The sequence below is a fragment of the Klebsiella sp. F11 genome (genome assembly GCF_056712265.1).
On the sequence record NZ_CM160060.1, the window covers coordinates 810,911 to 823,635 of the forward strand.

The window sequence follows — 12,725 nt, forward strand, 5'->3', positions numbered from 1 at the left end:
GACAGCCTCACAGGTTAATGGACGGTTTGTGAATCTGATGGTCTTTTTCGGTATGCAGCGGGTGTTTATGCTCAAATGACAGCAGGTCGATATATTGCTTTTTCGCCGGTATATGAAAAAGTTTTGTGGCCTTCGCCAGATCATTCTGGGTAAATACAAAACCAATAAATTTCGGCAGATTAAGCAGCATATTGCTGTCGATATAATAACGTTCGGCCTGGCGGATCATCCGGTCAGTTTCCATTTTCTCCGTCAGGGAAATATCCGTTTTCACTTTTCTCATTTCATCGTCAACCAGAATAGAGCCGGTCATTCTGGCCACCCAGTCGGCGGTATCCGGATCGCGAAGGCGATAAACCAGCATGAACTTGCAGTTCTCAATCACTGAACCGGCGACGGCATCCCCCTCCAGATCTGCCGGGCAGTCATATAAATCTTTCACCGACTGATGCGCCATGATGATATGCACACCTTTATCTCTTGCCGCGCCAAGCCCCTCAAGCGCCGGGCGGGAAAGGTGATATTTAAGTTCATCCAGAAAAATAGCGACAGGCCGGGGCTTACCTTGTATCCGGTCCCGCGTTTCGGCTATCTGGATAAGTCGGGTTAAAATCATGCGTTGCGCCGAAATGATTTTCTGATTACGCATTGAACCGATGATGTAACAGCATCCGCCCTCATTAAATATTGTCTTTAATGAAAATCCGTTGCGGGCGTTAATTGAGTTCACTAAGGCGATTTCCTCCAGCTCGCCATAAAAAGCAGGCACATCTTCACTGAGAGATTTCACAAAGTCGGTATTGAATAAATCCCGTAATGTCATGCCTTTTTCATAAACAGCCGCCGTATTTCTGGCGGCCCGTCGGTCGGCAATACGATAAAAGTCAGCGCCTTCGCCTTTTTTCCCCAGGCTGAAACCGGCATTAAACAGCTCCTCCAGTTGTTCATGAGAAATATCAGCCAGTAAATCCAGCTGGAAATGAAGGTCATTCAGGTTAATCAGGACAAACGGTTTTTCCGCTTTCAGGCAGGCGTCCCGCAGGACATGCGGAGCCCACTCATCATTTTTGGGATCTTCAACAAATACCCCGTCACCTGACAGTATTGCCGTAAGCGTTCAGCGAGTGCCGTATTGACGGCTATTTATTGGTGAGATCCACGTTCCAGGGCAGAAGTTCAGCCACTTTGTTGCTGGGCCACTCCGGCAGAACGCTCAGGACATGGCGTAGGTAAGCCTCCGGGTCGATGCCATTCAGCCTGCACGTACCGATCAGACCGTACAGCAGGGCTCCACGCTCACCACCGTGATCGCTCCCGAAGAAGATATAATTTTTCTTGCCAAGGCAGACAGCTCGCAGCGCGCGTTCTGCCACGTTGTTATCAGGCTCTGCCAGGCCATCATCGCAGTAGTAGCACAGCGCATCCCACTGGTTCAGGGCATATGCGAACGCCTCCCCCAGCCGGGATTTTTTCGACAGCTGCTGTGGTCGAATAATCAGGACACTAAACTTACATCCAAAATGGAGGTGTTTAGTGAATCAGAAGCGAAAGTTTACGCCAGAATTTAAGAAGGAAACGGTGGCCCTGGTGCTGACGCAAAATTACTCCATTGCGCGTGCCGCAACTTCTTTGGGGATCAGCGCCAAAACATTGCGCAGTTGGGTCGCCGCCGCGCGCCAGCGCCATGAAAGTCCGCTTAGTGAAGATGAACAAGCTGAACTCCGAAGGCTACGTCTAGAAAACAAAGAGTTACGCATTGAGAAGGAAATATTAAAAAAGGCGAGCGCCTTCTTTGCGAAGCACATGTCGTGAGATACCAGTTTATCCTCGATAACGCAGGTAATTACAGGCTACGGACGCTTTGTCGCGTGATGCGCATTAGCCCGTCCGCATGGTATGCCTGGCGAAAAAAGCCGATAGCCTGCCCGCCGAAAGATACCGCAGTCAGGGTGATGCTCAAGGCGTTATTCTCTGCCAGTCGGGAAAGTGCCGGGAGCCGAACGCTGGTTAAAAAGCTCCGTGAAGAAGGCGTCACCATAAGTCGTTGGCGCGTTAGAAAAATCATGAGCGAAGAGGGACTTCTCTGCCGGCAACGCCGTGCCTGGAAGGTCACAACGAAACCGAAGAAAGGGGCTGATTTTGCACCAAATCTGTTGAATCAGAACTTCAATCCTCCCGGACCGGACCAGATATGGGTGAGTGATATTACGTATCTGAAAACGGGTGAAGGCTGGTTGTACCTGGCTGCGATCATGGATTTATATTCCCGCCGGATCGTCGGTTGGCACATTGACAAGAGAATGACATCGTCGCTGGTTTGCCGGGCTCTCATGCAGGCTTACAACCTGCGCAATCCACCGACAGGGCTGGTCGTCCATACCGATCGTGGAGCGCAGTATACCAGCAAGCGCTTCCAAACGCAGTTAACCAGTTACGGACTCAGAAGCAGCATGGGAGATGTTGGCGCCTGCTGGGATAACGCGGTAATGGAGCGTTTTTGGGGCAGTTTGAAACATGAATGGGTGCTGTTGATCCCGCAGCAGACGCGGGCAGGTATGAAACGTGATGTTGCAGACTATATGCGTTATTACAATCTTGACAGAAACCATGCTTCGAATGGGTATTTATCGCCAGTGCGATATGAACAGATGGCTGAGAAAAAAGTGTCCTGTTTAACTTGACCAGATCAAGCGTTGCGCTTTTCTCCTCCAACCACACATGCAGGGATGCCAGCAGCGGCTTACTCCGGGACTGCCTGGCTGCCAGCCGCTCAGTTGCCGGGAGGCCGCGTATTTCCTCTTCTAGGGGTTTGACGGCCAATGATGAAAAAAACCACGCTAAGAGGATAGTTAATTGTTTATAAAGGAATTTAAACCCCTTAAGCCATACATCCCTTTCTGCAATTGATAGCACCAATTCGGAGTTAACTCTCTCTGGACTGGGATTTCCACATGGAGGCGTAAGGGCCGTTACCCTCAAGTAAATCAGTATGAGACCCCCTCTCAGTTATCTGGCCATTTTCAAGTACCAGTATTTCATCCGCCTCTACTACTGTTGAAAGTCGGTGGGCAATAATCATTGTCGTGTGATTAATGCTGATTTCACGCAGGCTGGTCTGAATCTCGCGCTCTGTGGCTGTATCAAGTGCACTTGTAGCCTCGTCGAATATCATGATCCCTGGGCGCTTCAGAATGGCTCTGGCAATTGACACTCTCTGTTTTTCTCCTCCAGAGAGTTTCAGCCCCCGCTCGCCGACGCGGCTGTCATAGCCATCGGGCAGGCTCAGGATAAAATCATCTATCCGGGCTGACCTGGCCGCCATTTCAATATCCTCCTGAGTGGCATCAGGTCTGCCATAACCGATGTTGTATCTGATTGTTTCGTTAAAAAGAACGGTGTCCTGAGGAACAATTCCAATTGAAGCTCTGAGAGAAGACTGGGTGACATCTCTTATATCCTGTCCATCGATGCGAATGCTTCCTCCTGTTATGTCGAAGAACCGGTACAGAAGCCTTGAGAGTGTCGATTTCCCGGCTCCTGTTGCTCCCACTATCGCAACAGTTTTACCTGCGGGAACAGTGAAGCTTATCCCGTTGAGAATTTTCCTCCGGCCATCGTAACTAAAAAAGACATTATCGAACTCAATATGTCCGGCAACATTATCGATGTTTGGTAAGCGTTCAGCGAGTGCCGTATTGACGGCTATTTATTGGTGAGATCCACGTTCCAGGGCAGAAGTTCAGCCACTTTGTTGCTGGGCCACTCCGGCAGAACGCTCAGGATATGGCGTAGGTAAGCCTCCGGGTCGATGCCATTCAGCCTGCACGTACCGATCAGACCGTACAGCAGGGCTCCACGCTCACCACCGTGATCGCTCCCGAAGAAGATATAATTTTTCTTGCCAAGGCAGACAGCTCGCAGCGCGCGTTCTGCCACGTTGTTATCAGGCTCTGCCAGGCCATCATCGCAGTAGTAGCACAGCGCATCCCACTGGTTCAGGGCATATGCGAACGCCTCCCCCAGCCGGGATTTTTTCGACAGCGTTGCGCTTTTCTCCTCCAACCACACATGCAGGGATGCCAGCAGCGGCTTACTCCGGGACTGCCTGGCTGCCAGCCGCTCAGTTGCCGGGAGGCCGCGTATTTCCTCTTCTACCGCGTACAGTTCACCGATACGTTTCAGGGCTTCCTCTGCTGTGACCGTCTGAGTACTTATATAGACGTCGTGGATTTTTCGGCGCGCGTGAGCCCAGCAGGCTGCTTCTGTTAGCGGGCCGCCGTCACGCTCTGCACTGAACAACCTGTCGTAACCAGCGAAGGCATCGGCCTGCAGAACGCCATGGTAATGGCGAAGATGTTGTTGAGGATGTTTCCCCTGCCGATCCGGCGAGAAGGCGAACCACGCTGCGGGCGGGTCTGACGACCCCGCGTTCCGGTCATTGCGAACGTACGTCCAGATGCGCCCGGTTTTCGTCTTCTTTCTGCCCGGTGCCAGTACCGGCACCGGAGTGTCATCCGTATGCAGTTTGCGGCAGTCCATCACGTAGCGGTAAAGAGCCTCATCCAGCGGGACCATCAACCGGCAACAGGCATCCACCCAGTTGGAGAGCAGAGCCCGGCTCAGATCCACGCCCTGACGGGCAAAGATTTCGCACTGGCGATATAGCGGCAGGTGTTCACAGTATTTGGCCGTTAACACCCGGGCCAGCAGACCCGGACCGGCGATACCCCGATCGATAGGGCGTGATGGCGCAGGCGCTTCAACGATGCAGTCGCATCGGGTGCAGGCCTTTTTCACCCTGACCGTGCGGATCACTTTCAGAGCGCTGGAGACCAGCTCCAGTTGCTCTGCGCTGACTTCTCTGAGGTATGCCATATCGCTGCCGCAGTCCGGACAGCAGGTTTCGGCGGGCTCCAGCCTGTTTATTTCGCGTGGAAGATGGTCAGGCAGAGGACGGCGATGGCGCGACTGTCGAAGCTGACGCGGAACCTGCTGATCGTTATCCCGGCCGTTGTAACGATCGCTTTGCTGCTCCTGCTGTTTCAGCAGGGCTTCGGCGTCTTCAACCTGTCGGCGAAGTTTTTCGGAGCGGGTACCGAACAGCATCCGCCGTAGTTTTTCTATCTGTGCCCGCAGATGCTCTATTTCGCGCTCTTCGTTCTCTATTTTCTCTTCTGCGCGGGCCAGCGCAGAACGCAGGAACGACTCAGTCTCTGCAACGAGGCTGAGCCGACTGTCTTTCTGGCGAAGCGCGTCTTCCAGCGCGGCGATACGGGCGATATAGTCCTGACTCATGACCTCATTTATAATGCGGTCATGCTCTTTTTACAACATTGTCAGTGAGTTAAGTCGGGCTGTTTTTGGCTGACGCCAGTCCAGCTTATCGAGGAGCATGGCGAGTTGTGAGCGGGTGATGGCGATTTTACCCTCGCGTACAGCAGGCCAGATGAACTGGCCTTCCTCCAGCCGTTTGGTAAACAGGCACAGACCGTCAGCATCAGCCCAGAGGATCTTCACGGTGTCACCTTTGCGGCCACGGAAGATAAACAGGTGCCCGGAGAACGGATTTTCATCAAGTGCATGCTGTACCAGCTCGCCCAGTCCATTGAACGATTTACGCATATCCGTGACGCCAGCAACCAGCCAGATACGGGTGCCTGACGGGAGGGATATCATTGGCTTCTCCCGGTCAGCTCGCGGAGCAGCACGGCCAGCAACTCCGGTGACGGGTTCTCAAGCGTCATTTTGCCGTGGCGGAACTCGACGCAACAGGAGGAGGCGTTCAGCGCTGAGAACTGAGCTGGCTCAGTGTTCATCCTGCCAGATGGAGTCGGATCAGGTACAACCTCAACAGGTAGTATCGTTGGTAGTGATGAAGTCACTACGGTAGCCGGAAGGCGGCGCGATATGCGGCCTTCATTCTGCCAGAGCCGCAGCCATTTGAAGATGACGTTATCATTAACGCCGTTTTCACGGGCAATCTGAGCAACGCAGGCGCCGGGACGGGAAGCCAGTTCAACCATACGGAGCTTGAAGTCATTCGAATAATTCTTGCGGGGTTCTTTTCGCCAGTATTGGGATTCCATACTTAGATGTCCGTCTGTAACAAGTGGGCGTCTAAGTTACCAGTACTGGTTTAATGGCTACATACGGCACTGGGTTTACGCTTACGTATTGCCTGATAAAGCAGGACACAGGCGCTCACCCCTTTACCGGAGCCGGTGGTGCCGATAAGGTCGGCGTGCTGGGTCTGAAATTCTTCGGCGGTGATATATTGCGGCTGATTGTCTTTATCCAGCCCGATGAAAATACCTTTTTTCAGATTAATATAATCCAGCGGATTATATTCGATGCTGTCAGGCAACATATCCCTGACGTCACGAACATCCGTTCTGATATTCCTTTCCAGTTTGCTTTTCTTAATCATCCGGTGTTTTAAACTGTCGATTTCTCCGGCCAGCAACCGTCGGGCGGTAATGTGAAAGGCCAGACCGGCAAGCGTCAATCCGATCGTCAGTATCCAGAGTGATAACCTGAGCAGAATGTGGTTATCGAGTACCGTAAAGAAAAAACTCAGCCCCTGAATGGTCAGTGGTGACAGCGTGCCGGATATAAAGAAGAAGATGGACACGCACGCCACCGATTTTAACCAGAAGGGGGCATTTTTTCTTTCCTCACGTGGCAGATGAAAAATAAAGGGCAGCGTCAGCCCGGCACACAGGGATAATATGACCGGGTTGTGTTGCATCCAGAGCAGAAAAACAGAAAAGGCATCCGAAAAGGCATTCAGCCTTTGGATCAGATGAGTTCCCATTGCAGTGATCTCCGGTCTGATTTCGGTGTGACGGGCGCACCACATGGGCGTCACCGATGGACGTGATACCCCACGTCCCTGCACGACGCCCGGCGGTGACGCCCATAAAAGGACGAAAAGCACTGAACGCCTGCGGCGCTCATGCCCGTTATCCGCGCTTTCAGAAGTCTGCCGACCGGTGGTCGTCCGTCCCTGAAACGCCCGCATGACGGGCAACGGCGTGTTTCCTTTGTCCTGGCTGGACGCCCTGACAGCCAGAAACATGGGGGCAATGTCTTCGCTGAACGCTGCGTCAAAGCCCCCAGGGTCAAAGGCGGCACACCGTCGCACGCTACGCGCGACCAACCCCTTTAAGACGCGCGTTTCGCCTGTTTTTTCTCGCAGGCTCCAAAAAACGGGAACGCTGCTTTAAAGGGGTTGGTCGCGCCTGATCGGTCATATTCCCCGCTGGGGCGGGAAATATGACCTGGCTTGACGGTGTGCGGGGCTGGCCCCCCAAATAAACCGCTGTCGTGGGCGACAGCTTTTCGCTCGCTGGGGCGGCGAAATTTATTCGGCTCCCCCCGGCCTGCTCAATTCGCTTGGGGCGAATGTTCGCAGGTGGGCGCGGTGCCTGAAAATTAGCAATTTCTGCGAAATTGAATTTTCTGTCCTCACTCCACGTGCTTATTTTACGGCTTAACAATTTCTCCGAAATTGAAGCCAGAAATAAGCACGCCTGAAACTCCGCAGTCTGTCAGTCTTTGGCGTCATTCGATACATTATTAATGTCTGTGATTCACATCTGCTCGCGGGCTATTTCAGCCCGGCATTCCCGTTCAGCGTTTAATACCGAACGGTATGCCTCATCATCGGTCTTCGTTCCCTGACTTTCGGCATACCGCCTGAGCTTCTCTGCGTCCGGTTCATTAAGCTGTGACAGATGATGTCGCAATAAACCGATAAACCGGCTCTCATATATCTCGTAGTAAAGCCCGCCTCCCTGATGTGCTTTTTTTGACAGAGAATCATAGATACACGTGACAGATATTCTGTCGTGATGTATTGAGTGGGTGTTGGAAATAAACAAGTCTTCTTTATCCAATTTTATTTCTCCATGCAGGAAATGTATTAATATAATGGCCGGGGTTTTATTACCCTCTGACTCTGCCAAATCTGGACAGGATTTTATTCACCGCTTCCGGATCAGCACTGGCGCATTCCCCCAGAAAAGCTTTTCTGGCATTCAGCGTATGATTGGGTAAAAATCCGTGCCGGTTCTTTTTGGCGATATTAAAAAAGGCCCGTTCGGCAGAATGGCATTCGCTCCCTCCATTGTTTCCGGTTGCTTTACCGTACATACACAGCACCACTTCGCACGGGTTAGCAGCGAAAGAATAAACAGGCGTCCCGGCAGCAATGCACAGCATTACCGCCGCAATAGCGGAATATTTCATGATGGAGCCCTTACTGTAAGATGAATTTCAGGATGTGAGAGGGAGGATTTAATGCGAAAAATAAATATGGGTGTCACTGCATGTCAGGCAGTCAGAGACTGGCTGGTATGCAATAACACTATTTGCGCCATACTGACGCAGCCAGTCTTTTGCAGTAAAGAATTCTGCGCCTGAGGGCGCGGCAACAACAATACGCGCTGAGTGGGCGACCGCGTAAAATACGGCGGGCGTCCAGTGTGTCTCATTAAAATTCCGTGTGTGAATGGACAATAACCATTTATCTTTAACCACAGGAGACGGAATAATAACCGGATTGTCACGCCACTGTGGTAAACCGGTATTGACTGACTGACCCGCTTTCTCCCATTCAACAGGAACCGGTTGCGGGGGTGAAGAACAGCCGGAAAGTACCAGCGAAAATAGCAGCATATTAATAACCTTTATCATGCTTTCATCTCCTCAAAAAAAGCGCTACGGTGCAGTGGTCGGAAATAAATATCATTCATCCGGCGCACATTACCGTCTAAATCAATGCTGACGATAACGTCCAGACTGTCCAGTACCTTGCGCAACATAAAGGTGTAAGGGAGTCGGGCGCACTGCGGATTTTCATAACCGCGGGTAATAAACCCGTCCACCGCTTCCCTTGTCGAACCGGCATGAACAGAGGTCATACTGCCTTCATGGCCGGAGCCGGTTATTTTGAGAAAATCCCAGGCTTCGCCGCCCCGCACTTCGGTTAATAGTATGCGGTCGGGATTCATGCGGTAATTCCAGCGCAGCAGGCTGGCGGGCGTCACAATTGACCCTTTTTCATCTGCCGATTCTGACGGATAAAAAAGGTGGACGTAGTTTTTATGCATAAAGAAGGTGATTTCCGGGTTATCTTCAATGGTCGTAATACGCAGATGAAGGGGGATATAACCAATCAGCATCTTCATATAGGTGGTTTTCCCGGTACTGGTTTCCCCGGCCACCGCAATGGTTTTACCGTACTCCACGCACTTCTCCATAAAGCGCGGAATATCTTTCGCGTGATATAAGGTCAGTAATTCCTCATCATGTGTCTGCGTTTTTTCTGTACCGGCCACCCGGTTATAAAACCCGGCGTCGATATAGTCCTGATGCGGGATTTGTACCTGTGAAGGTTTACGCAGCGTGATGGACACCGTTTCACGCTCGCAGGCCGGGGGCACGATGACCTGACAGCGTTCGCCGGATTCCAGCGTGGCGGACAGCCCCGGCTTGATATCTTCGATATTGTCGCCGTGATGCTTCGCCAGACACCGGGCGAAGTTGTAGCAGCCCTCGTAATCCAGCGGAACGGCGTACTGTGCCCAGACGCCGTTAATTTTGGTGAAAAGTTCGCCAGGACGATTGACGGCGATCTCCGTCAGTCCGGGAAGTGCCAGAAAATCGCCAAAAAATCGCTGCTTATAGCGGTCCAGTGAGATGTTTTTAGCGGTCATTTTTCATCCTCAGCGTATAGATGCCGGAAAAATCAATATCCTGTCCGGTGACCAGGTTGATGATCTCACCCTGATTTTTGTGCACGGTTGGCGGGATATTGATGCTGTTTTCCAGTGTGGTGCGTGCCATATCTGCCATGGCCTGACGGCTGTTTTCGGTGTAGTCGGTATTACGATCTTTCTGACCCGCGCTGTCGGAAGCCCATGCCGCAACATCGGGGATCATACCGACCAGTAATGCGCCCCCGAATCGCTCGCTGAAATGCGAATCGATCCAGCCGTCAACACCCGCCTCGCCCAGTTCCCCGGCAGCGCGGGTATCAACCAGCGGAATATCAAGATAAGGGGGCTGGCGGGTACGCAGTTTCGTGATGATGAGGAAGGCGCGGCCCTGTCCGTGCGTCATTCCCGTTTCCGCACCCGTCTGGTAAATGCCCGTGGCGGTGGTCCCTTTTTCAATCAGCTTCGTGTTACCGCTGGCGCTCCAGATATCGTCGGCGATCGTGCAGCGGATTTTCCCCGCCCGATCCGAGACAAAGCGGTAATCCAGTGAGCAGGGAATGGCGGTATTTTCCGGCACATACAGATCCGGGTTGTAAGGAATGCGCCGGACCGCTGCCGGGGATGATTCCGTTGGTGTCGGTGTGGTGTCTGTCTGCTGACCAGTAGAGGTTACCTGTGTCATTTCCTGCTGTCGGGTCCGGACCGGGTTTCGGGCCGCAGCGGCAGAGCTGTCCCTCCGGACCAGAAAACGGGCTTTATCCAGTTCCGGCGGCGTCTCCGGCCCGGTGACCGTCGTACTGCGCGGGATGCTGTCCACTGGTTTCGGTGTGTCCGCCCCGGTATCGTGCGCCCCCAGATCGGTACGCTGCCGGTAATCGCTCCGGTTCGGCTGTGGCGCGGCATCCTGTCGTTTTTCTTCACCCGGCTGCCAGAGAAGATTGCGGTATACCCAGTTGCCCGCCCACGCCAGCCCAATCAGCGCAACGGCGGCGAGCGCCAGAAACGCGGTGGCTTTCCCGCGCCTGCGCTTTTTCAGTTTGTTGATAGCGGGTTGTACCGGATCGTTCTCTTCATCCTCCTGCATGGTGAGAAGCGCCGCTTCCCGCCTGGCACGGGCCTCGCGCTCAAGTGCAGCAATGTCGTCCTCCGGTTGCGCCGGGGAGGATCGGGACTCATCAGGTTCAGGATGCGGGTGTTCGTCGTTCATCTGCATGACTCCTCTGTTATCAGTGGGTGACGGGCTTTTCCACCCGTTCGACCTGCGGGGAGACGGTGGCACCATCAGCGGCCCGGACCCGGCCGAATCCACGATTTTCCAGGCCGACCACGGCGTTGCCGGAACGCAGAACCAGACGGGGCGTGGCCTCCTGAATCACCAGGACTGTGAAGTTGCCTTTTCGGCGGACACTGCTGTTAACCACATGCTCCTGGCCGTTCAGCACTTTCGTCACGGAGGGAATGGATTTGGCGGGGGAGAAACCCACGAAGGTAAAGCGGCCATCGTCATACGCGAAATCCGGGACAATCCGGGCGCTGTCGTGCCCCGGATAACTGAGGTAGTCCCAGTTGCGCGGCGTCTGCGCGGCATTCAGGGCCTGCTGAATGTCGGCCTGCTGCTGTTTTTGCTTACGCTCCAGCGCGCTGGTCGCTGCCTCACGGCTGGCCTTCTCCCGGTCTTCGCCCGGATAGCGGTAACTCACCTGGTAAGCGGGCTGCTGCGGGGATTTATCATCAATGACGTTCAGCTCGACGTTGTACAGCCGCCGGGTAGTGACAACCAGCAGGTTGGTGTGCCAGTCCCGGCTGTTGGGCGGGATGACCACCTGTGTGGTGTTCCCGTCCGCGCCGGGCGCACCCTGAATGAGCGCCACCGGGCGGACACTGACCCGGTTGGCGTCCGGCGTGGCTTCCCACGCCTCCTCAAAACCGGGTCTGGCGCTGATAACCGCCTCGTCGCTGTCAAAGACCAGCGTGGTCATAAAACCGGGCCGGGTACTGACGACGGTGACGTTCTGCGGGTTATAAACCACCTGCTGAACGCGGGCGTCGTAGCGGCTCGCCTGCGGGATGGCGGCACTCCATGCGGTGCCGCACAACATCAGCGCAAGCAGGATAAAGATGATGCTTTTCATTATTCGCCTCCCCGGATTTCACGGTCTGCCTGCCAGCTGGTCACGGTAAACCCGAACGGGTTAACTTCCCGTTCGGTATCGCTCATTTCCCTGCCGGGGTCGGAGTGGAACGTCAGGCGGGCATCCCAGTATTCGGTGCGGGTGCTGTTGTCCGCGAGGCGGCGGATAATCTTTTTGTAACGCAGGGTGGCGACCTTGTCGGGGTCAGTGCCCCCGGTGAGCTGGTTTGACAGGATGTCGATCCGCACGGTATGCGCCCCGTTCTGGTACACTTTGTCCGGGGCGTCTTTACCGGCATACAGCGCCAGATAGTCATCGTTGACCTGCGGGCTGTTGTAAATCTGTACCGTGGCGTAATCGTCCTGGAGGGAGGGATAGACATACCGCTCACGCAGGCTGACGTAGCTGGCGGTCATCGCCTTCTGATAAGCGTCTTCCGCCGTCAGGTGGGTTTTTGACACACGGGTGACGTGCTCCACACGTCCGGTATGATTATCCACGGTGTACAGTTCAACGACCGTCTGTTTCAGGGGCAGCATCAGCACCAGGGCGATGAGCGCCAGCATGGCGGTAAGCAGGCCCGCGCCGCCCACCATAAACCCGGCTTTTGTGGCGCGTTTGTCCCGCTCAATCATCTGCTGCTCGAAGGTGCGGGAATCCGCAATGAGGGTTTGTTCACTCATGACTGTTTAACTCCGCCATAATCTGTGGGGTGTTCACGGGGACGCCCTGGCCGCTAAAAGCAGGAGGACGGGGAGACTGCGCGCAGCCGGAAAGCGCGCACAGCAAAGCCAGCGCAATCAAGCGTTTCATGGGGTATTCCCTCAGGGAGATCAGTGGAATGAAAACAGGGCTATGTTTTCACCAGGGG

Annotated in this window: 12 protein-coding genes and 5 pseudogenes; 1 reads left to right on the forward strand and 16 read right to left on the reverse strand. The window is 54.0% G+C overall.

Features of this window, described 5'->3' with window-relative positions:
• Window positions 1-7: 7 nt before the first annotated feature.
• Together AC1M2H_RS04100 and AC1M2H_RS04105 are read right to left on the reverse strand one after the other, a co-directional pair.
• A pseudogene (locus AC1M2H_RS04100) lies at window positions 8-1,108 on the reverse strand (type IV secretory system conjugative DNA transfer family protein); the annotation flags it as partial.
• A 31-nt stretch (window positions 1,109-1,139) separates the two neighbouring features.
• A pseudogene (locus AC1M2H_RS04105) lies at window positions 1,140-1,478 on the reverse strand (IS66 family transposase); the annotation flags it as partial.
• Window positions 1,479-1,494: 16 nt separating this feature from the next.
• On the opposite strand from AC1M2H_RS04105, the gene AC1M2H_RS04110 reads away from it, so the two are divergent.
• Window positions 1,495-2,681, forward strand: a protein-coding gene (locus tag AC1M2H_RS04110; protein WP_480151836.1) for an IS3 family transposase whose coding sequence is annotated in 2 segments (ribosomal slippage) — window positions 1,495-1,771 and window positions 1,771-2,681 — 1,188 coding nt in all. Because the reading frame shifts where the segments join, the coding sequence is not laid out codon by codon here.
• A gap of 7 nt (window positions 2,682-2,688) precedes the next feature.
• Here the strand turns inward: AC1M2H_RS04110 and AC1M2H_RS04115 are convergent.
• From AC1M2H_RS04115 to AC1M2H_RS04180, 14 genes and pseudogenes are all read right to left on the reverse strand, one after another.
• Window positions 2,689-2,805, reverse strand: a pseudogene (locus AC1M2H_RS04115) (hypothetical protein); the annotation flags it as partial.
• Window positions 2,806-2,923: 118 nt separating this feature from the next.
• Window positions 2,924-3,652: pseudogene (locus tag AC1M2H_RS04120) on the reverse strand (ATP-binding cassette domain-containing protein); the annotation flags it as partial.
• A 50-nt stretch (window positions 3,653-3,702) separates the two neighbouring features.
• Window positions 3,703-5,295, reverse strand: coding sequence for an IS66 family transposase (tnpC, locus tag AC1M2H_RS04125; protein ID WP_480148418.1), 1,593 nt, complete (start codon window positions 5,293-5,295; stop codon window positions 3,703-3,705).
• A 30-nt stretch (window positions 5,296-5,325) separates the two neighbouring features.
• Window positions 5,326-5,676 (reverse strand): IS66 family insertion sequence element accessory protein TnpB, encoded by a 351-nt coding sequence (gene tnpB, locus AC1M2H_RS04130; RefSeq protein ID WP_191939720.1) that lies wholly within the window; start codon window positions 5,674-5,676, stop codon window positions 5,326-5,328.
• Window positions 5,673-6,086 carry an IS66-like element accessory protein TnpA gene (gene tnpA, locus AC1M2H_RS04135; RefSeq protein ID WP_480148419.1) on the reverse strand — a complete coding sequence of 138 codons (414 nt, stop codon included), beginning with the start codon at window positions 6,084-6,086 and terminating at the stop codon, window positions 5,673-5,675. Before tnpA ends, tnpB begins: the two co-directional genes overlap by 4 nt.
• Window positions 6,087-6,172: 86 nt before the next feature.
• Window positions 6,173-6,814 (reverse strand): annotated as a pseudogene (locus AC1M2H_RS04140) (MFS transporter); the annotation flags it as partial.
• Between the two features lie 778 nt (window positions 6,815-7,592).
• Complete coding sequence (locus AC1M2H_RS04145; RefSeq protein WP_480150399.1) at window positions 7,593-7,898, reverse strand: dpoa decarboxylase; 306 nt, start codon at window positions 7,896-7,898, stop codon at window positions 7,593-7,595.
• Between the two features lie 49 nt (window positions 7,899-7,947).
• Entirely contained in the window at window positions 7,948-8,250 is a 303-nt protein-coding gene (locus tag AC1M2H_RS04150; protein WP_480150400.1) for a TrbM/KikA/MpfK family conjugal transfer protein, read from the reverse strand.
• A 48-nt stretch (window positions 8,251-8,298) separates the two neighbouring features.
• The gene (locus AC1M2H_RS04155; RefSeq protein WP_480150401.1) at window positions 8,299-8,697 is read right to left on the reverse strand and encodes a cag pathogenicity island Cag12 family protein; all 399 of its coding nucleotides are present in this window, start codon (window positions 8,695-8,697) and stop codon (window positions 8,299-8,301) included.
• A complete protein-coding gene (gene virB11 / locus AC1M2H_RS04160) occupies window positions 8,694-9,719 on the reverse strand; it encodes a P-type DNA transfer ATPase VirB11 (protein ID WP_480150402.1) in 1,026 nt (341 codons plus the stop codon). Before virB11 ends, AC1M2H_RS04155 begins: the two co-directional genes overlap by 4 nt.
• On the reverse strand, window positions 9,709-10,929 hold the full coding sequence (gene virB10, locus AC1M2H_RS04165; protein ID WP_480150403.1) for a VirB10/TraB/TrbI family type IV secretion system protein: 1,221 nt from the start codon (window positions 10,927-10,929) through the stop codon (window positions 9,709-9,711). Before virB10 ends, virB11 begins: the two co-directional genes overlap by 11 nt.
• A 19-nt stretch (window positions 10,930-10,948) precedes the next feature.
• A complete protein-coding gene (gene virB9, locus AC1M2H_RS04170) occupies window positions 10,949-11,854 on the reverse strand; it encodes a P-type conjugative transfer protein VirB9 (RefSeq protein WP_480150404.1) in 906 nt (301 codons plus the stop codon).
• The gene (locus tag AC1M2H_RS04175; RefSeq protein ID WP_480150405.1) at window positions 11,854-12,537 is read right to left on the reverse strand and encodes a VirB8 family type IV secretion system protein; all 684 of its coding nucleotides are present in this window, start codon (window positions 12,535-12,537) and stop codon (window positions 11,854-11,856) included. The genes virB9 and AC1M2H_RS04175 overlap by 1 nt, the downstream gene beginning before the upstream one ends.
• Complete coding sequence (locus AC1M2H_RS04180) at window positions 12,530-12,667, reverse strand: hypothetical protein (protein WP_176396456.1); 138 nt, start codon at window positions 12,665-12,667, stop codon at window positions 12,530-12,532. Before AC1M2H_RS04180 ends, AC1M2H_RS04175 begins: the two co-directional genes overlap by 8 nt.
• Between the last annotated feature and the right edge of the window lie 58 nt (window positions 12,668-12,725).